We start from the raw sequence: 18,957 nt of genomic DNA on the forward strand, positions 1-18,957 counted from the left end.
GTCCTTCTTTGCAGTAAACTTAACTTCAAATAATTAATGTATAAAATCTTTGTGCCTTTTGTGGCTAAATAACAGTAGACTTATTAGTCAAATTAGCTCATTTTCAAATTAAAATTCACATTTTCTCACTAAATTTGCATTGTGTTTATAAATAAAGAAGATTTAAATGAATTAGAGTTTCCGCAATTGCTCGCGGAGATCTCTCCTTTTGCATATTCTCCGAAAACGAGAGAAAAAATTCTTCAGCTTCGTCCAATGGAGATTGATGAGGCTGAACTTTCCCTGAAGAAAACATCAGAATATTTATCAAGTTTTGAAAGCTCCAATGCCGTTCCTTTCGACGAGTATGAAGATATCGAAAGCGAACTGAAACTGATGCTGATTGAGAATTACCGCCTTGAAAACAGCGCTTTTATCAAAATAAAAACCCTCACGGAACAGATCGGAAAACTTCAGAAGTTTTTCCCAACCATGCCAGAAACATTCCCTACATTGATGAATGATGTTTCTGTACTGGAATTCAAAAAGGAAATTATTGATAAAGTAGATAAGGTTTTTAACCGTTTCGGAGAAGTAAAGAGTGAAGCTTCACCGGTTTTAAAAGTTTTAAGAACGGAAATCCAGCATGCTAAAAAAGCAATTCAGGAAAACTTTAACCGGGCTTTGTTCAATTACGGTCAGAGCGAATTTTTAGATGATATCCGCGAAACAATTATTGATGACCAGAGGGTTTTAGCCGTAAAATCAGGCTTCAAGAAGAGAGTTCCGGGAAGAGTTCTGGGATTATCAAAGACCGGTTCCATTACTTATATCCAGCCGGATTCTGTGGTGAAGCATTATTTTAAGCTTAAAGAAAACGAAGAGGAAGAAAAGAAGGAAATTGATAAGATTTTACGACAGCTTACTGCAGAATTGGCCGAATACCAACCTCAATTGTGGAGATACCAGAAATATATTTTTGATCTTGATTTAACGAGGGCTAAAGCAAAATTTGCCGAGGTTATTAACGGTATTTTACCGAAAATCAACCGCCATAAAACACTGAGGCTAAGAGATGCTTTTCATCCTTTGTTGTTTTTAAGAAATAAAGCAGAAAATAAGACGATTTATCCTCAGACGCTTACCTTTACGGAACATAACAGAATTATCTGTATTTCCGGGCCGAACGCCGGCGGAAAATCAATTACCCTGAAAACCGTAGGATTACTTCAACTGATGATCCAGAGCGGAATTCTTGTTCCCGTTCACCCAAAATCCGAAATGTTTTTCTTTGAAAAGATCATGACTGATATTGGTGACAATCAGTCTATTGAAAACCATTTATCGACTTATTCTTCGAGATTGAGAAAAATGTCGGGAATTATCCGAGAAGCGGACGCCAATACGCTTTTACTGATTGACGAATTCGGTACCGGCTCCGATCCTGAATTAGGAGGTGCTTTAGCAGAAAGTTTTCTGGAGTTTTTCTATGATAAAAAGAGCTTTGCAATTATCACCACGCATTACACCAATATCAAACTGGTGGTAGAACAGCTTCCGAATGCACAGAATGCCGCCATGCTCTTCAATGAGGAAACGCTGGAACCGATGTATAAACTTGAAGTAGGACAAGCAGGAAGCTCATTTACTTTTGAAGTAGCCGAGAAAAATAAAATCCCAAGGTTCATCATTCATTCTGCCAAGAAAAAGGTAGAACATGATATCGTAAATCTTGATAAAACGATTGTAAAGCTTCAGCAGGAAAAGTACGAGGTTGAAAAGCTGAAATCTGATCTTGCAGAAAGGAAAGAATCCGTTGAGGACAAGCGTGATAACCTTCAAAAGCTGAATGAACAGCTTCAGCAGAAATTATATAATTTCCAGAAGCTGTATGAAGAAGAACACCGTAAACTGCAGTTCGGGAACAAGATTGAAACGTTTATCGACAGCTACACGAAAGGAAAATCGAGAAAAGATGTAGTGAAAGATTTTGTAAAACTTCTGGAACAGGAAAAATTCCGTAAGCTGGGTGTTGACAAAGATGAAAGCAAGCGCCTTCAGGTTGTTAAACGGAAAATCACCCAACAGCTGAAAAAAGAAGATGTGATTGAAAAAATTGCCGAGACCAATGAAAAATTGGAAGAAAAAAGGCAAACTGACCGTTCCCTTTGGATGAAAGTGGGACAAAGAGTTCGTATCGCCGGAAGCACCAGTGTAGGAACGATTGAAAAAATTTCCAAGAAAAAGGTGGTGGTGAACTATGGTACGTTCAAAACGACCATTGATGCGGATGAGCTGGAAAGAATTTAATGATCATAGTAAAAACCCATATCACGTTTAAGGATTTTTTGATGTTTCATTTAAAAAATTCATTAATACGAATCATTGTATTTCCAATAATTGCATTGATTTTTTTTGGAATAAATTATTATAATGCAGATAATGATAATCGGGAATTTATGGAATCAGCATCGGTCTGGTTACTGGTTTTCTTTGTGTTCATCATTATCCGCACTTATTTTAGTGTAAAAAATATTTTTTATTCCAATAAAAATATCCAGGAGATGATTTCTTACACCTTCACGGACGAAAAAATCCGTACGGAAGGCAAAACCTTTGATGCATATGTTACATGGGATTCGATTTATAAAGTAAAAGAAAAAAAAGAATGGTTTCTGATTTACCAAACTGCCCAGACCATGAATATGGTTCCTAAAAAGTTTTTCACAAAGGACCAGATTTCAGAGCTTAGAGATCTTATCAGAAAGAATAATGTTAAAGCAAAACTCAGAAACGATTGAAATAAAAATGAAAAGAGTGCCGAAAAGCACTCTTTTCATTTTTAAATAGTGATAAGATATTCTGTTCTATTGCTATATTTGAATATGATTAAAACCATAAAAATTCTCTGGATCTTCTATCTGAAACTATTGATCCCTTCCTTATTGTTTTCTGTATTATTAGCTTTTCAGACAGGATTTAGCATAGGAAATTTCGGATTCTGTTTTCTGGTGATGTTACCTGCATTTCACTTTTTGATTTATGAATTAAGACTGAAAAGGGAATATTTGTTTTTTGCTAATTTTGGATTTTCAAGGCAGCTTCTCTGGATCACAACCGTTTCAATCGGATTTATTATCAACCTTATTTCCAAATTGTTATGAGCAAGCTTCATATTGACAGTGTCACAAAATCGTATGGTTCAAAGAAAGTCTTACAGGACGTTTATTTAAGTTGTGAAAAAGGAAAAATTGTGGCTTTATTGGGAGGAATCGGATCTGGAAAATCAACATTGTTACAGATTATTTTCGGAACGCTGAAGGGAGATTCTCAGTTTATTAAATTCAATGACCAGGTTCTTACAAAGCAATCCGATAGAAAAAACAAGATTGCCTATCTTCCTCAAACTCCGATTTTTCCAAGAGATATTAAAATTAAAAACCTGATTTCTTTATTCTGCAATGAAATGAATGCTCAAAAACTTTTTAATTCAGACCTTATTCAGCCTTTATTAAGCAGAACGATGAGAAATCTTTCGGGAGGTGAAAGAAAAATGGTAGAAGTATTAATAATAATCCATTCCGACGCTGATTTTATCTTACTTGAAGAACCTTACAGCGGCCTGTCACCAATTTTAACAGAAAAGGTGATGAAGATTATAAAAGAATTATCTCAGGAAAAAGGCTTTATCATTTCAGATTTTAATGTACAGGAAGCCACTGAAATCTCGGATGAAATTTATCTTCTTTCCAACACTTATTTGAAACAAATTAAAGATTTAAAAGAATTGCAACAGCATTATTATCTGCCGAAAAATATTTAATTTATATATTTGACAATCAAAAAAATCATGATGTCCGTAAATAAAACATTATATATATCCGTTTTCACTTTTCTTTTCTTGTTTTTTGCCAAAGCCCAGGATAAAGTTCCTTTCGGTGTTGTAAAAGCAGAAGAAGGTTACGCCATGGTGCGTGTTCATAAAGACGATTACCGTAAAATCATTGATAAAATCCGAATGAAAACTGGCGATGTTTTTATTTATGTAAAACCTGCTCCCGGAGAAACAGAATGGATCTGGATCAAATATCCTGAAAAAGATGACACCGACAAGCCTTTCGTAAGATACGACAGCATTACCAAAGAAGGAATGGTGAACAAAAACCGCGTGGTTTTCGTGGATAAGCTGCCCCCATTCACTCCGTCAAAATCTAAAAACGGAAGATCACTTATTTTTACAGATGATAACAATCCTAAAATTCCGGGAAACCAGAGAACAAAAGTGATTATCGACGTTTATCCTTCGTATGCCAAGCTTAAAAAGCAGGAAAAAGATACTGATGGAAACATCATCAAAATCGACAAAGTAAAATCCTGGGGTGTCGGCAAAGAAATTCCTGAGGACATGACAGAGATAAAATCAGTAAGGGTCCAGCAGCCGGGAAGAGGTTCCGTATTTGTAAGGGATGCTATTAAAAATATGTTTCAGCCGACCATGGATTTCAATAACGTTGGCGTAACAGCCATTGATAACGACCATATTTTCCTTTATATGACCAATGGTTCCGGAGAAAACCGATACACAACGATCTGGACGATCAAACAGGGAAAAGTTCAAAGCCAGATCATTTATAAAAACCCGGAATAATTCAGTAATATTCATTACTTTTGCTGCCGAAAGTCCAGCTTTTGGCTTTCAGGAAATTGGTTTTGCTTAACTGCAGATTAAAAGGGAATCGTGTGAAAATCACGAACTGTCGCGCAACTGTAAGTAACTGAAGTCTTTATTAATAATCCACTGTGAAAATATTACGGGAAGGAAATAAAGATGTTACAAGTCAGGAGACCTGCCTTTTCTTCACAATAAAAACTTTCGCGATTTGAAGTTTGTTGATCTATAGAACCTAGGGATTTTATGCTCTGCTTTTTTCTGTTGTTTTCAATTTTCATTTCGCTTTTAATTAAATGAAATATGACTACAGAAGAAAGAATTGAAGCCTCGGAAACCAGAATTTTCAAAGCCGTTTTTCCCAACACGACCAACCATTACGATACGCTTTTCGGAGGCACAGCCATGCAGCTGATGGACGAAGTCGCTTTCATTGCCGCAACACGGTTTGCCCGAAAACGCGTGGTAACGGTAAGCAGTGATAAGATCGATTTTAAAAGACCAATTCCTGCCGGCACAATCGTGGAGCTGATCGGGAAAGTAGTACATGTCGGGAAAACCAGTATGAAAGTGAATGTGGAAATCTACACCGAGCAGATGTATTCTTACGAGAGAGAAAGAGCCATTGTGGGGGATTTTACTTTTGTAGCGATTGATGAATTTAAGAAACCAATTCAGATACTATAAAGAAGTTTCGGCGGGCTTTGCCCGCCGAAACTTTATTTTATTTCCCGCAGATTGCACAGATTCACAAATTGTGTCTATATCAAATTTTAAGCTAAAAATATATACAATCATCTGCGTAATTTGTGGAATCTGTGGGAGAATTCTCAATTGAAATTAAAAACTTACTTCAACACCTTTTCGGTTTCCAGATTTTTGATTAAAAGCAACTGAAAAGCTTCGCCAAGTTCATCAGACGCTCTTACAATTGCATTCTCCAGCATATTTCTGATTTGTTTTTCGGTAACTCCGGCTTCTGTCCAGCTCTTTCCGGAAGTGTGCGAATTCAGGATAAAAGGCATAATCCTGTCGATCGCACAGGCAAAAATAGCATCCGGAGTCTGTTCTTCTTCAAATTCAAGCCAAAGGTTAAAAAATTCAGAGCGTAAAGGTTCATCCAAAATTCCGAATATCTTTTGAGCAGAAACTTTTTCTCTTTCAAATTTTCCTGCCATTGCCGCTTCATCAAACAGAAAGGTATCGCCAGCTTCAATTTCTACCAAATCATGGATCGACAGCATTCTGATCACTCTTAAAAGATCAATATCGGTTCTGTTTTTCGCGTACGGAAAAAGAATTTGCGCAAGAATGATGATCTGCCATGAATGCTCCGCGGTATTTTCTCTTCTGGAATCGTCGGCATTAAAGTTTCTACGTTGTACATTTTTCAGGGCATCAACAGCCAGGATGAAATCGATTTCCTTTTGGATCTTCATTGCTCTAAGTTTATATGTAAATATTTGAAATTGCCTTCAGTATGAATTATTTTAAAAAAAATGACAAATTTCATGAGGTGCAAAAATAATACTTTAAATATAAAGCTATATTAATTAACAGATTAGTCTTATTTTTATTGTAAATATTTATCATGGCTTCAGAATTCAATTATCCGCCTGAAATTAAAGGAAAAAGAAAATTATATTCCCTATTTAACGGGGTAAAAGATCCTTTAGGAGTGATTAGTGGGAATCATACCATTTCAGGAGACAGTTATCATCTTAAAGCTACTTTCACGAATAAATATTTTATTTTCTCTCAGGATAAAGAGTTCACAGAATATATTTTAAAACAAAACCATAAGAATTATTTTAAATCTGAAATACAGTCTGTTACATTAGGAAAATATCTTGGCAATGGTTTACTGACCAACAATGGAAAAGACTGGCTTAAGCAACGAAGATTAATTCAACCTGGTTTCAGTAAAGCCAAAATTGCCAATCTGGTTTCGATTATGGAAAAAGAGATTGATTCGGCATTTTCGCTTTTTGAAAAAGAGCCTGAAATTGATCTGTACGATGTTTTTCATACACTGGCTTTTAATATTGTTGCGAAAACTCTTTTTAGTTCTGATATTGATGAAGAAAAAGTGAAAGAGCTGGGCAAAATTATCACTGAAGTTCAGGAAGTTTTTGCTAAAGAAGTACGAATACCTTTTTATACCCAAATTTTAAACATTCTGGGAATAACAGATAAAAATATACGAAAAAGTAAGCAGGCAAAGCATATTATTCAGGGCGTTCTGGATAAAAGAAGGAATTCAAAGTTAGAAAAAAACGATTTGCTGGACATGCTGATCCACGCAAAATATGAAGATACACAGCTTCCGATGTCGGACGAACAGCTTGTGGATGAGATGCTGATTCTCTTCATTGCCGGCCATGAAACAACAGCAAACGCTTTAACCTTTATTCTTTTCGAAATCAGTCAAAATCCGGAAGCAGAGAAAAAATTAAAAAAAGAAATTGATTATGAAGGCGAAAATGCCTTTAACGCAGAAAGCTTAATGAAAAAATCATTCACCATCAATGTCATTAAAGAAGCAATGCGACTGCATTCTCCGGCCTGGGCTATTGACCGGCAGGCTTTGGAAGACGACAGCTTTAAGGAATTCTCGTGGAAAAAAGGCACTTTAATCATACTTTATATTTCAGGGCTTCACAGAAATCCAAAATATTGGGAGCAGCCTGATTCCTTTATTCCTGATCGCTTCGATGATGAAAATGCTAAAAATTTTGCCTATTATCCTTTCGGAGCAGGTCCCAGACTTTGCATCGGTGAACATTTTGCGATGATGGAAATGGCTCTCATTATCCGTAAATTCTACAAAAACTACAGCTTTATATCTTACCAGAAAGAGCTGCAGAAAAAAGCATTAGTTACATTAAGAGCCGTGAGCTTGAAAGGTAAAATCATAAAAAATAAACTGTAACTAACCGACAACTTTCGATTCTTTTATTTAACACTAAAAATAATTTAACTGATTTTCAATTAGTTAAATGTAATTATAAAATTATTCCACTACTTTGTATTGCATAATACCATTTTAATTACATATCTTTGTAATGTAAAATCGAAAGAGGTTCATCTAGCTAGGTTCCGAATTCGAAAATTATATAACTAATTAACAAAACTTATCAAAGATGAATACCGAAAATACCAAAGCGCAAATGCGAAAAGGAATTCTGGAATTCTGTATTTTAAGTCTCATCAATCATCGTGAAATGTATGTTTCCGACCTAATAGATGAACTGAAAAAAGGAAAACTGGATGTAGTGGAAGGAACACTCTACCCTCTTTTAACAAGATTAAAAAACGGCGAGTTTCTTTCGTACAGATGGGAAGAATCCACAGGAGGACCTCCAAGGAAATACTACCAGATCACTGAAAAAGGTAAACTGTTTTTAGACGAACTTCAGAATACCTGGAATGACTTAACAGATTCAGTAAACCAAATTACTCAAAAAAATTAAAAAACAAAGCTATGAACAAAACACTCTCAATAGGACTCGCAGGTTTTTCTTTTACCATAGAAGAACATGCATATATAAAGCTCAGCGATTACCTGAACGCACTGAGAAGCTCTCTGGATGCTTCCGAAGCGGATGAGGTAATGCACGATATAGAAATCAGGATGGTAGAAATCTTCAAAGATTCAATGGCAAAACGTGAAGTAATCAATGACTCTGATGTAGAAAGGGTAATTGCCCAGATCGGAAGTCCTGAAACGATTGAAGAACAGGAAGAAGCCTATTATTCTGAGAAGAATACCAAAAAAACAGGTACTGCCGGAACCGAATACTCTGATAAAAAACAGCTTTTCCGTGATCCTGAAAGACAAAAAATCGCAGGTGTTTGTGCAGGATTAGCTCATTATGTAGGAATGGATATTACCGCCATGAGAGCGATCTGGCTGGGAATCTTCATCCTGGGAATCTTTACGGCTGCGGTGTCATCCACATTGGTTGTTTTATTATACGTTATCCTTTGGGCGGTATTGCCAAAAGCAGAAACGGCAGCAGATTTCCTGAAAATGAAGGGAAAGCCTATGAACTTCGACAATCTTAAGAATGAGTCTAACAAATTGGTACAGTTTGCCAATGAGTCTACTCAGAGGGTCGGAGAAATTTATATCGAAAACAAACCGTATATCAATAACGCAGGAAGCGGATTATGGAATGTTGTACGCTATATCTTAGGTGGAATCTTTGCATTCATGTCATTATCCTGTCTGATCGGAGTATTCGTAGTATTCGGTTTTATGGGAGCCGACAGCGATTTTCCTCCTGTAAGCGAAATGAACTTCTATTTTGATAATGATAATATGAAGTACGTTATCATGGCAATGATTACGATCGGAAGCTTATTACCCGCTATGTTATTCGGATTATTAAGCATTAAATTAATTTCGCCTAAAACTAAATTGAGAAATACAGGATGGGTTATCGGAGCATTATTCCTTGCATTAATCGCTTTGGGTGCTTATTTCGGATTCAGCATGGCTAAAAAAGAAATGTTCCTGAAAGGCCATAAAGAAGATACGGAAGAAGTTTCTATCAATACAAAATCAGACACGCTCTATGTTGATTACAAGCAGGTTACTATTCCTCAGAATTTTAAAGGTTATGATGATGATATTTACTCCGACAAAATTTCAGTGTATGAAAAAGACTGGATTCATGTGGATGTAACAAGAAAGGCAGATATCACAACTCCTTACCTGATCATCAAGAAAGAAGCTAAAGGATATAATCTTCCGCTGAATGTAAGCGTGCCTGTTGAGGTAGTAAATAACAGAATCATTCTTCCGAACTATATTAAATATCCTTACGAACACAGATTCAGAGATTACAGCATTGATTATGAACTGGTGCTTCCTTTGAAAACCATTGTAATCCCTGCTAAAAAAGACGGAATCAACTTCGACGGAGATCTTAATGCAGACGGAATCAATGACAATGACCAGGAAAAAGATGAAAGCGGAAACATTAAAATCGAAAATAATAAAATCACGGTAAACGGTTCTACAATTGAGTACAATTCTGATGATGAAGACAGCATTATCGTAAACGGAAAAAAAGTTCCGAGTAACCAGGCTGACAAGGTAATCGATTCTATGAAGCACAGCATCAAAAAAATGAAAGGCGCCAATATTGACTTCAAAGTAGACGAAGGTAAAAATGAAATTTCCATACAAACTAAATAACTAAACTGCAGAGAGTGGCAGAAGGTGTGAATGGATAACCCAACCGTTTGAAATTCACATCCTTCTTCTCTCACAAACAGGCAAAAAAAAATTAAAATTTAGTTCGCTATGTAAATAAAATACTTTACATTTGTGTAATAAAATTATAACCAAAAACACTCAAAAAATATTAACTGATCATGATACAACTGGCACTAGAAATTGTAATGAAAATCGTAGATTTAATCAGCGGTTTGTTTTAAGAGCGATAATATTTCAATATATTTGTAAAGTATAACCACTTTGGTTATACTTTTTGTTTTTAATTCAGATGATATGAGAAAGCTTTTGGGCAAAATACTATTAAAATTAATGGGTTGGAAAGTCGTTCTGCAAGGCGATGTAAACAGCCTTAACCGATGTATTCTGGTGGTGGCACCGCACACCCACAATATGGAATATATCCTGGGAAATCTCGCCTACTGGTCTCTTAAAAAACCTTTGAAAATAATCATTAAAGATGCTCACACCAAATCCTGGTACGGAGGCCTGGTAAAAGGTCTTGGCGGGATCGGGATCGACAGAAGCCAGAAAAATGACCTGGTGAATTTTGTGGCAAAACAATTTGCAAAGGATGATTTCAGTCTCGTTATTACCCCCGAAGGAACAAGAAGCTGGGTCCCAAAATGGAGAAAAGGCTTTTATCATATGGCATTGGCGGCTAAAGTACCAATCGTTCTCGCAGCAGGAGATTTTAAACGCAAAATTATTTATCTGGGCTATACCATTCCTTATGAAAGAATAGCTTCCGCAACTTTTGCAGAAATTATGACCGAAATTCAGGAATATTATATTAAAAACGATATTGTCCCTAAGGTTCCCGCAAACTGGAATCCAAATATTATGGGAAATGATCCGGAAAGTAAAGATTAAAAGTTAGAAATTAACAGAACTATTAATCATTGAGCATTTATCATTAATAACTTACTATTCAGATCAATCATCAATCATCAATTATCATCTATAATCAATATGTACATTAAAGATAAAAAAAAAGAAGATTTATTGCAATTTATCAACGATTGGGGCGGGGAAACTTTTGCGAAAACGTTAGATATTAAATTTATCGATATTGACGTTGAAAATGAAACATTAACGGCAACGATGCCTGTTTTGGCGAGAATTCACCAGCCTTTCGGGATTATGCACGGAGGCGCAAGCTGTGTTCTGGCAGAAACAATGGGTTCAAGCCTTTCTAATATCTTTATCGACGGTGAAAAATATTTCGGAGTGGGAACGAATATCAACACCAACCATTTACGAAGCAAAAAAGACGGAATGGTAACTGCTGTAGCAAGATTTATCCGGAAAGGAAAATCCATGCATGTTTCGGAAATTGAGATACGGGATGAAAAAGGCCAGCTCATCAGCCATACTACCATGACCAACACAATTATCAACAAATAAATTTCACAAGCTCAAAAAAATTGAGCTTTTTTTATTTTTTACTGCAACCTTTTCAGAATGCTGCATCTTATAGATACAAAACTTAAAACAATTTCTCTATGAAAAAACTACTTTTACCTTTTTTTGTATCTGTTTTATGGGTATTTAATTCTTGTACCAATACTACCGGTATTAATGACGAAGCAGCTAATAATTTGCCACAATCCTACGATGTTTACATTGCCGGAAGAGAAAACAGCAAAGCCTGCTACTGGAAAAACACCATTAAAACTGATCTTGCCGGTGGCGAGAATCTGGTCCCTCTTGAAATCAAGGAGGAAAACAATAATGTATACGTTACGGCAAGCCTGGGCGTTACACCAACTTCTTTTAAATCGGTTCATTATTTCTGGAAGAACGGTACCAAAACCGATATCAAGCAATATCTTGGAATTCCTTCCGGCGCACAGAATGATATTACAGCATTTGGAGTAAAAAACGGAGATCTCTATTTTGCCGGTTATGTTGAAAATTTATCTCCTGCAACTCCCAACCAGCGATATGAGCTGTGTTATTGGAAAAACGGCGTAAAAACACTGCTTCACCAGAGTCCGTACATCCCATCCGCAGAAGGGCTTTTCATCAATGGTTCAGATATTTACGTATCCGCTCTTATTGTTGACAACAATCAGAATGTGGACAGAGGATATTTTAAAAACACAACATTTAATTCTCTTGGGCAGCCTAGTTATGTTTTTAACTTTGCTAAAAATAATAACGGATTGCATATCCTTTTTCAGAAAAATGCCAAATATTACTCTAAAAATATTACCTCAAATACAGAAACAATGATCGGTAATTACGCCATCAATTTGCCGTTCTACGGAAAAATTGCTTCTGATGCAGGTTCCAATGATTTGTATACAACGTATTATAATCAGGGAAATGATTATTTCAAGAACACTAGTATCGTGAGTACCGGTTTCTCATCGCTTCCATATATTCAGGATTTATTTGTATTGAACAATAATGTATATCTGATAAAATACAGCACCGCAAATAATACGTATCTTGGTAAGGTATTTATCAATGGGGTGGAAACCCAGAGTATCAACGGTACACAAAACGGAACTGTAAATTACACCTCAACATTTAATTCAATATATGTTGTAGAAAACTAAAAACTATGTCTAAAATAAAGCCGGACTGGAACAAAATTTATTCAGGCCTATCCCCAAAACTTTTGGGGATTTGTCGCAGATATATACAGGATATTTATACTGCAGAAGATATTGTGCATGACAGTTTTATTACGGCCATCCAGAAGAACGATCAGCTGAATGATGAAAAAGCCTTATTTGCCTGGCTCAAAAAAATTGTTGTCAATAATGCGCTTCAGCACATCCGTAAACACAGCCAAGATACTTTTATCTCTACAGAACCCTCAGAAATTCCAGATACCTCCACAGAAATGGACTACCCTATTTTGGAAGATAAAAACGTCTTCATCTACGATTTTACCAACGAACAGCTGTTGTCATCGATCGATAGCCTTCCGCCTCACCATAAATCTGTTTTCAATTTATATTTCATTGAAAATCATTCTCATGCTGAAATTTCCGGTTTATTGGGAATTACGGTCAATACTTCAAAATCGCATCTACTCAGAGCAAAAAGATCGGTCCAGAATCATCTACTGAACAATTTTGTAAATCAGAATACCCCGAAAAATAAAATTGCCCAGGTTCTTGTTATTTTCGGACTTGGCAGTTTGTTGTGGGCACAGACTTTCCGGAGTAAATTTGCTAATTTTAAAATATACCCTTCCAAAAAACTGCAGATTCCTTCGGGTATAAAACCCGGCAGCATAATGATCTCTTCTTCAGACAGATCTTCAAAAAATAAAATGGTGATTGGAATTACTTTTCTTCTCATCATTATAACCTCTTTATTTTTAGTAAATCGTAAAAAAGATTTGTCATTTAAAAATTTTACAGGTTCTTCATCCAGATCAATGGATATAAATACAGAAACAAATGAGAATACGATACAGCAAGAAGATGTAACATCGGCAGATCCGGTTCCTGCACAGTCTACCGCTCGAAATGTTTCTAATACTATTCCGATGCCCGGACAGGGAAAATCGCCTTCGGAAAAACAACAGGCCGATGATCTGAACGTTATGGAAATCCCGAAAAACCGGAAAAAATTGATCGGAAAGGATTCTCTGGATGACACTCCGCAAAAGGTAATTGTTGTGAAAAAAGTCATCAGAAGAGACACTATCTTTATTGAAAAGTAAATTATCGAGCCATGATTTTCAAAAAGATTTTTTTTCTTTTTCTTATACTGTTGATGAGCATTTTTCATGCGCAAAAGCGAAAGAAAGTAGATACCGTTTATCTTTATGAAAACGTTGTCGTTTATGATACGGTATATCTTCTTAAGCCGATCCCTATTAAACCCAGTGAATTACTATTATCAAAGCCTAAAGTACAAGAAAAGTTTGTCCGCAATATTTATATCGAAGAATTGGAAAAACAGCTCACAAAAAAAAGAATCAGGAAACAAAGATACGGTATCTTCGAATACGGAATTGAGGCAGGATTTGGAATAAAAAACAGTGGCTGGACAAGAGCTATTTCCACTGAAAGAGTACAATTTGGAGAAAATGTGAATATCTGGGTTTCAAGAAATATTTTTTCTCCACAAGTATTTATGATGCTATCTGCCGGTATTTATCATTGGAATTCATCCTTCGATCTCGATGCCAACAAAGAGGATACCTATCTCAACGGATTTTATTTTACAGAAGATCATCAGCCTTTGCTGTTTCAAAGGTTTAACAATAAACATTTTGAATATGCTTTTCAAATGAAGCTTGTTTACGAATGGAAAAACATTCGTCCTTTTGCCGGAGTTCTAGTTAACCGGAACACCTACAAAATGCAGTTTCTAGTTCCCGAAAACAATGTGCTTAATAAGCTGGATGACTTTAAAAGCAAGCAGACTAATATCGGATTCTCCTTTGGAATTCAATACAGACTTTTCAGAAAATTGCTTTTATCATTAGAATATCAGCAATATAAGATGAAAAATATTTCCTTAAAAAACAGCACTTTTGATTTTGACATTTTTAAGACTAATAATACCTTTGCAGAAAGAAAAGTAAACTTCGGAATTTCTTATGTTATCTCCGGACGCTGATCTTCGAAAAAGTACCATAAGATGATTTATTTCAAACTTCCATTCGACGAAAATCTGTATTCTACAGATCGTGACCCCAATGAAAACCATATTATTTTTCTTCCTTTCGAAGGCATGGAAACCATTGAACATCATGGGAAAATTATTACAATGAAGCCCGAAAAAACAGATTTCAGCGAACTTATTAATACTTTATTGCCAAACGACAGTAATCATTACATCGCTGAAACCAAGGACGAATACCTGAAGAATCTTGGAGAGGTAATTGACGTGATCAACAAGAATCAGCTGCCTAAACTGGTCTATTCCAGAAGAAAAATAATTACAGATTTCGGAAAGATCGATCTTAAAAAAAGTTTCACTAATCTCTGTAATTCCTATCAGAATGCATTCCGGTATATTTTTATAAGTGGAAAAACATCCTGGATGGGAGCTTTTTCCGAAGTTCTGGGGAAATTCAATAAACAGACGCACAAGTTTGAAACCATGAGCCTTGCCGGCACGCTCCCGGTCTCGGAAAGCTGGTCAAAAAAGGAAATTGAAGAACAAAAACCTGTAACGGAATATATCCGGAACATTCTAAAAAAATATTCGGAGCATCCTGAAGAATCTGAAACTTATGATCATATCTCCGGAAACATTAAGCATCTGAGGACAGATTTTAAAGCCAGAATTAATCCTGAAAATCTTGACAGCCTCATTCAGCAGCTCCACCCGACTCCGGCAGTATGCGGTATTCCGAAAGACTTTTGTAAAGAAAAAATCAGGGAGCTTGAAAAATTTCCCCGTGAGCTGTATGCGGGCTATATTAAAGTTGAAACTAAAGAAAGTATTCTTTATTTTGTTAACCTTCGTTGCTGTAAACTTTATCAGGATAGCGTACATGTTTTTGTAGGTGGTGGCATTACTGCCCAAAGCAGCCCTGAAAAAGAATGGCAGGAAACAGAACTGAAATCGGAAGCGATTCTAAAAAATCTCGCGGTTATCACTGGCTAGATTTATTTGTAATCAGCACCGTTAAATTCCACAAAAAAACCTCTCTCAATAAAGAAAGAGGTTTATATAGTTTAATATAATTCCTATTTTTTAATGCCTATTTTACTCCATGTATTCATTACGAAAAGTAAAATAATACCAATGAAAGCTGAAGCTGCTGAAAATACAAACTTCAGGTTATCTTCTGACAATAAGTCTGTCTGCCAGTCCAGCGCATACAGATTAATGGCGATGAACACTACAAATACTACTAAAAATACTTTATAAAACTTCTGCATGATTCTTAAAAATTAATATATGTCTTTACCAATTCGGCAAAATTTGCGGTGAATAATTTAATTGAAATTGCCAGCAAAATGATTCCGAAAACTTTCTGCAGGATTGCCAGTGTGGCATCACCTATTTTCCTCTCAAGCCAGTTAGCAGATTTCAACACCAAATATACGAAAATTGTATTGAGTATAATCCCAAAAATGATATTAATATCGTGAAATTCAGCTTTAAGCGATAATGTGGTGGTCAATGTTCCCGCTCCTGCTACCAAAGGAAAAGCAATAGGAACAATGGAAGCAGACCTTGCTTCGGAAGTTTTGTTGATTTCAATTCCCAGGATCATTTCCAGCGCAATGATAAAAATCACGAAAGCTCCGGCAATAGCAAATGAATTGACATCAACTCCAATAAATTTCAGGATTTTATTTCCTACGAAAAGGAAAACCAGCATAATCAGACCTGCGGTAATTGTTGCCCTCTCGGCTTCAATTTTGCCGAATCTCTGCTGAAGACTTACGATAATGGGAATAGATCCTATGATATCGATCACAGCAAAAAGAACCATAAAACAGGTAACGATTTCTTTAATAGAAAAATCATTGAAAATCTCCATGCCTTTAGAATTATTAATTTCGCAAAAATATGAAAATAAATTGACTATTTGCTAATTTGTGAATACAAATTCACGATAGACTTCAAAAGCATATCTATACCTTCCGGAGATTTTACGGGAGCAAATTTCTCGATCTGGATTTTCTGCGTGAGACTTCTGTATTCTTCGGCAATGGCAGCCCCTTTATAATTTTCAAGAAATATCGCGAAATCTTCTGCGGAACTCTGGAAATACTGACTTCTTACTTCAGAATCAAGTTCTTCGTAAGTTTGAAAAAACTTTTGATAATCTTCTTTATCTTTGAGATTTTCTAAATAGCTGAAATAATCATTGACATCTGTTTTCAGTCGCTCCCTGATTTCTTTTTCTGTTTCAGCTACAGAACCCAGCGGTTTTACAGGTTCATCCTTTTTAGGTAAGCGACGTCTTTTCTGCCAGTTTTTGAACAGAAGATACGCTATAAATAAGGCAATTAAGATAGCAATATTTACGAAAAGGGTATTCCAGTGCAGCCTGTTCTTTTCTTTAACCTTAAAAGACGTGGTTTTTAAAACAGGTGTATTCACGGTTTCCAGGAAAGTATTCGTATACTCATTTACTTTTTCAACGGCAGTACGCGATTCCAGAATCTGATCATGAGAAAACGTATTGACTTTGAGTACTTCCTGCCCAAGGTCTATATACTCTTTTTTAGCAGGATCAAAAAAAGCAAAATTTTCAGTCTTAATAGAAAGCTCTCCGGCTTTTTTGGGGATGACAAGATAATTGGCAAGAATTTCACCTTTCATTCCTGTTATTTCCGTTGATACCTTAGAAGTTATTTTAGGAGTGAAGACTTCATAATCCGGAGATTCGGCAAGTTTAGGAAGCTCCATGTTTTTCAGATTACCTTCACCGCTCACTTTTACAAGAACTTTAATCGGCTTTTTAACCTCAGCTTTTTCTTTAGAAATATTGGAAATGCTTACCTTAAAATTCCCCACCGCATTTTTAAAATACTCGGGCGAACCTTCAGGAAGCTTTTTAACATTGATTTTAACCTTGTTGGAAATAATTTTATTTTTACCCGCATAAGAACTTATAGAAGCCGAAGCTCCCGGTACTTCAACATATCCTGACTCATTAGGGAAGATCATAAATACTGCGAGAACCTGAGACGACATATTTCCGTAATCGGAAGGGTCAATTTCAGATTTTGCAAAACTTACAGGGTAAACATCCAGATCTTCATCCTTGGGAAGGCGTATATTTTTCACCCTTCTCAAGTTGTCCATATTCCTGGAATACACCTTCAGAACAGCAATAGTAGGCTCATCCTGATAAACTTCACGGTCCTCTACTTCCATATTCAGGTATACATCCTTGGAGGTATTAGTTGCCACAGCTGCTTTTTTATCGACATCTTTTATGAGGATATCGAAAGGTTCGGTTTTATAAATTTTGTTATTAATGGTAATCAGGAACGAACCGATTTTTACTTTTCCTTTTTGCTTCGGCTCCAAAGCAAGACGCGTCACGGACTGGGAAATGACTGTGTTGGTTTCCGGGTCCATAAAACCATTGGTTATGGAACCTGTTCCGATGAGATTGAATTTTGAAAAATCCGGCAGTCTGAGCTTCGTCTGCTGGCTGTTATATTCACTGCCTTCGATTTCCAGAACGATGGTGAGGTTGATTACATCTCTTGCTGTATAAGTGGATTTGTCGGAAGTAACGCTAAGATTTACCTGTCCATAAGAAATTACGGATATTAAAAGGAATATTATGTAGGTAAGTCTGCTCTGCATCACCAATCTTTCTCGTTGCTTTCGGGCATCGAATAAGAATTTTTATTTAAAATTCTTCTGGCGGTTTCTTTCTCTTTATCGCTTACTTTATTGAGTATCTGATTTTCAAGCCCTTTCGGGATTTTACCTTCATTTTCGGGCTTCTGATCAGGATTGTTTCCCTGTCCTTTTCCCTGATTCTGCTGCCCTTGTCCCTGATCCTGTTTTTGATCTTTGGGACCTTTTTGATCATCATTTTTCTGCTGGTTTTGGCCACCGCCTCCTTTGCCGGAGTTATTTTGTTGTTGTTTTTTCTGCTGGTTTTCTTTTTCCTTCAGTTTGGCTATCTCATAATTTTTTCTCGTCGCCTCACTGTAAGGATTTTGTTTCAGAGATTGTTTATAAAATTCTGCCGCTTTTTCCGGCTGTTTCATCTGCATATAAGCATTACCTAAATTATGAAGTGCCGCTGCTTTATCGGGAATCGTCTGAGAAAGTCTCTGGGCTTTTTCAAATTCCGATTTCGCTTCTTCGTACTTTTTACTTTTATAAAGTGCATTGCCTAAATTGTAATGCGCTGCAAAATCTTTATCATTAGCTTTTATGGCTTCCATATATTTTGCGGATGCCCCATCATAATCTTTGCCGTTAAATCTTTCATTGCCTTCGTACACGAGAGTACGGTAGTTTTTCTGCCCAAAAAGAAGTCCTGAGCTTAAGAAGGCAGTAATAAACGACAAAAAAATGATTTTAGTATTCATCAGATGCAAAATTATTCCTTTATATGTTAAGAAACAGCGCCTTATTTGTTAAAATTGGGTTA

19 protein-coding genes and 1 riboswitch are annotated in these 18,957 nt (G+C 36.1%); of the genes, 14 read left to right on the forward strand and 5 right to left on the reverse strand.

From position 1 onward, the window contains the following. Nucleotides 1-141: 141 nt before the first annotated feature. The 5 genes from ACYT6F_RS00480 (at nt 142) to ACYT6F_RS00500 (ending at nt 5,335) form a co-directional block, all read left to right on the forward strand. Nucleotides 142-2,289 carry an endonuclease MutS2 gene (locus ACYT6F_RS00480; protein WP_472599388.1) on the forward strand — a complete coding sequence of 716 codons (2,148 nt, stop codon included), beginning with the start codon at nt 142-144 and terminating at the stop codon, nt 2,287-2,289. 149 nt (nt 2,290-2,438) lie between these two features. Continuing rightward, entirely contained in the window at nt 2,439-2,780 is a 342-nt protein-coding gene (locus tag ACYT6F_RS00485) for a YcxB family protein (protein ID WP_248391694.1), read from the forward strand. A 359-nt stretch (nt 2,781-3,139) separates the two neighbouring features. Next, the gene (locus tag ACYT6F_RS00490) at nt 3,140-3,802 is read left to right on the forward strand and encodes an ATP-binding cassette domain-containing protein (protein WP_472599389.1); all 663 of its coding nucleotides are present in this window, start codon (nt 3,140-3,142) and stop codon (nt 3,800-3,802) included. A gap of 27 nt (nt 3,803-3,829) precedes the next feature. Continuing rightward, the gene (locus tag ACYT6F_RS00495; protein ID WP_472599390.1) at nt 3,830-4,627 is read left to right on the forward strand and encodes a hypothetical protein; all 798 of its coding nucleotides are present in this window, start codon (nt 3,830-3,832) and stop codon (nt 4,625-4,627) included. Nucleotides 4,628-4,666: 39 nt separating this feature from the next. Then, nucleotides 4,667-4,848, forward strand: a riboswitch (cobalamin riboswitch). Nucleotides 4,849-4,951: 103 nt separating this feature from the next. Further along, complete coding sequence (locus tag ACYT6F_RS00500) at nt 4,952-5,335, forward strand: acyl-CoA thioesterase (protein ID WP_472599391.1); 384 nt, start codon at nt 4,952-4,954, stop codon at nt 5,333-5,335. Nucleotides 5,336-5,496: 161 nt separating this feature from the next. On the opposite strand, the gene ACYT6F_RS00505 is transcribed toward ACYT6F_RS00500, so the two are convergent. Beyond that, on the reverse strand, nt 5,497-6,087 hold the full coding sequence (locus ACYT6F_RS00505) for an HD domain-containing protein (RefSeq protein ID WP_472599392.1): 591 nt from the start codon (nt 6,085-6,087) through the stop codon (nt 5,497-5,499). 152 nt (nt 6,088-6,239) lie between these two features. Between ACYT6F_RS00505 and ACYT6F_RS00510 the strand changes: the two genes are divergently transcribed. The 9 genes from ACYT6F_RS00510 (at nt 6,240) to ACYT6F_RS00550 (ending at nt 15,482) form a co-directional block, all read left to right on the forward strand. Next, nucleotides 6,240-7,580 (forward strand): cytochrome P450, encoded by a 1,341-nt coding sequence (locus tag ACYT6F_RS00510; protein WP_472599393.1) that lies wholly within the window; start codon nt 6,240-6,242, stop codon nt 7,578-7,580. Between the two features lie 211 nt (nt 7,581-7,791). After that, nucleotides 7,792-8,121, forward strand: coding sequence for a PadR family transcriptional regulator (locus ACYT6F_RS00515; RefSeq protein ID WP_299176323.1), 330 nt, complete (start codon nt 7,792-7,794; stop codon nt 8,119-8,121). 11 nt (nt 8,122-8,132) lie between these two features. Further along, on the forward strand, nt 8,133-9,854 hold the full coding sequence (locus ACYT6F_RS00520) for a PspC domain-containing protein (protein ID WP_472599394.1): 1,722 nt from the start codon (nt 8,133-8,135) through the stop codon (nt 9,852-9,854). A 315-nt stretch (nt 9,855-10,169) separates the two neighbouring features. Next, nucleotides 10,170-10,766, forward strand: a complete 597-nt coding sequence (locus ACYT6F_RS00525; RefSeq protein WP_472599395.1) for a 1-acyl-sn-glycerol-3-phosphate acyltransferase — start codon at nt 10,170-10,172, stop codon at nt 10,764-10,766. A gap of 105 nt (nt 10,767-10,871) precedes the next feature. Then, a complete protein-coding gene (locus ACYT6F_RS00530) occupies nt 10,872-11,300 on the forward strand; it encodes a PaaI family thioesterase (protein ID WP_472601090.1) in 429 nt (142 codons plus the stop codon). A 98-nt stretch (nt 11,301-11,398) separates the two neighbouring features. After that, nucleotides 11,399-12,460 carry a hypothetical protein gene (locus ACYT6F_RS00535; RefSeq protein ID WP_472599396.1) on the forward strand — a complete coding sequence of 354 codons (1,062 nt, stop codon included), beginning with the start codon at nt 11,399-11,401 and terminating at the stop codon, nt 12,458-12,460. A gap of 5 nt (nt 12,461-12,465) precedes the next feature. Further along, the gene (locus tag ACYT6F_RS00540; protein ID WP_472599397.1) at nt 12,466-13,581 is read left to right on the forward strand and encodes an RNA polymerase sigma factor; all 1,116 of its coding nucleotides are present in this window, start codon (nt 12,466-12,468) and stop codon (nt 13,579-13,581) included. Between the two features lie 53 nt (nt 13,582-13,634). Continuing rightward, a complete protein-coding gene (locus ACYT6F_RS00545; RefSeq protein ID WP_472599398.1) occupies nt 13,635-14,486 on the forward strand; it encodes a hypothetical protein in 852 nt (283 codons plus the stop codon). A gap of 21 nt (nt 14,487-14,507) precedes the next feature. After that, nucleotides 14,508-15,482 carry a chorismate-binding protein gene (locus ACYT6F_RS00550; protein ID WP_472599399.1) on the forward strand — a complete coding sequence of 325 codons (975 nt, stop codon included), beginning with the start codon at nt 14,508-14,510 and terminating at the stop codon, nt 15,480-15,482. Nucleotides 15,483-15,565: 83 nt separating this feature from the next. On the opposite strand, the gene ACYT6F_RS00555 is transcribed toward ACYT6F_RS00550, so the two are convergent. The 4 genes from ACYT6F_RS00555 to ACYT6F_RS00570 are packed head-to-tail and all read right to left on the reverse strand — an operon-like array spanning nt 15,566 to nt 18,874. Beyond that, on the reverse strand, nt 15,566-15,760 hold the full coding sequence (locus ACYT6F_RS00555) for a hypothetical protein (RefSeq protein WP_472599400.1): 195 nt from the start codon (nt 15,758-15,760) through the stop codon (nt 15,566-15,568). A 5-nt stretch (nt 15,761-15,765) separates the two neighbouring features. Beyond that, a complete protein-coding gene (locus ACYT6F_RS00560; RefSeq protein ID WP_066441188.1) occupies nt 15,766-16,368 on the reverse strand; it encodes a MarC family protein in 603 nt (200 codons plus the stop codon). Nucleotides 16,369-16,412: 44 nt separating this feature from the next. Then, nucleotides 16,413-18,155 (reverse strand): BatD family protein, encoded by a 1,743-nt coding sequence (locus tag ACYT6F_RS00565; protein ID WP_472599401.1) that lies wholly within the window; start codon nt 18,153-18,155, stop codon nt 16,413-16,415. Beyond that, nucleotides 18,155-18,874 (reverse strand): tetratricopeptide repeat protein, encoded by a 720-nt coding sequence (locus ACYT6F_RS00570; protein ID WP_472599402.1) that lies wholly within the window; start codon nt 18,872-18,874, stop codon nt 18,155-18,157. Before ACYT6F_RS00570 ends, ACYT6F_RS00565 begins: the two co-directional genes overlap by 1 nt. Nucleotides 18,875-18,957 lie beyond the last annotated feature (83 nt).

The organism is Chryseobacterium sp. NG-CE01 (assembly GCF_055695505.1).

Excerpts from the sequence above, each read along its gene's own strand:
- ACYT6F_RS00510 (WP_472599393.1), top strand. The coding sequence starts at position 6,240 with ATGGCTTCAGAATTCAATTATCCGCCTGAAATTAAAGGAAAAAGAAAA.
- ACYT6F_RS00525 (WP_472599395.1), top strand. The coding sequence starts at position 10,170 with ATGAGAAAGCTTTTGGGCAAAATACTATTAAAATTAATGGGTTGGAAA.
- ACYT6F_RS00490 (WP_472599389.1), top strand. The coding sequence starts at position 3,140 with ATGAGCAAGCTTCATATTGACAGTGTCACAAAATCGTATGGTTCAAAG.
- ACYT6F_RS00560 (WP_066441188.1), bottom strand. The coding sequence starts at position 16,368 with ATGGAGATTTTCAATGATTTTTCTATTAAAGAAATCGTTACCTGTTTT.
- ACYT6F_RS00520 (WP_472599394.1), top strand. The coding sequence starts at position 8,133 with ATGAACAAAACACTCTCAATAGGACTCGCAGGTTTTTCTTTTACCATA.
- ACYT6F_RS00545 (WP_472599398.1), top strand. The coding sequence starts at position 13,635 with ATGAGCATTTTTCATGCGCAAAAGCGAAAGAAAGTAGATACCGTTTAT.
- ACYT6F_RS00535 (WP_472599396.1), top strand. The coding sequence starts at position 11,399 with ATGAAAAAACTACTTTTACCTTTTTTTGTATCTGTTTTATGGGTATTT.
- ACYT6F_RS00555 (WP_472599400.1), bottom strand. The coding sequence starts at position 15,760 with ATGCAGAAGTTTTATAAAGTATTTTTAGTAGTATTTGTAGTGTTCATC.
- ACYT6F_RS00540 (WP_472599397.1), top strand. The coding sequence starts at position 12,466 with ATGTCTAAAATAAAGCCGGACTGGAACAAAATTTATTCAGGCCTATCC.
- ACYT6F_RS00565 (WP_472599401.1), bottom strand. The coding sequence starts at position 18,155 with ATGCAGAGCAGACTTACCTACATAATATTCCTTTTAATATCCGTAATT.
- ACYT6F_RS00495 (WP_472599390.1), top strand. The coding sequence starts at position 3,830 with ATGATGTCCGTAAATAAAACATTATATATATCCGTTTTCACTTTTCTT.
- ACYT6F_RS00485 (WP_248391694.1), top strand. The coding sequence starts at position 2,439 with ATGGAATCAGCATCGGTCTGGTTACTGGTTTTCTTTGTGTTCATCATT.
- ACYT6F_RS00515 (WP_299176323.1), top strand. The coding sequence starts at position 7,792 with ATGAATACCGAAAATACCAAAGCGCAAATGCGAAAAGGAATTCTGGAA.
- ACYT6F_RS00500 (WP_472599391.1), top strand. The coding sequence starts at position 4,952 with ATGACTACAGAAGAAAGAATTGAAGCCTCGGAAACCAGAATTTTCAAA.
- ACYT6F_RS00505 (WP_472599392.1), bottom strand. The coding sequence starts at position 6,087 with ATGAAGATCCAAAAGGAAATCGATTTCATCCTGGCTGTTGATGCCCTG.
- ACYT6F_RS00550 (WP_472599399.1), top strand. The coding sequence starts at position 14,508 with ATGATTTATTTCAAACTTCCATTCGACGAAAATCTGTATTCTACAGAT.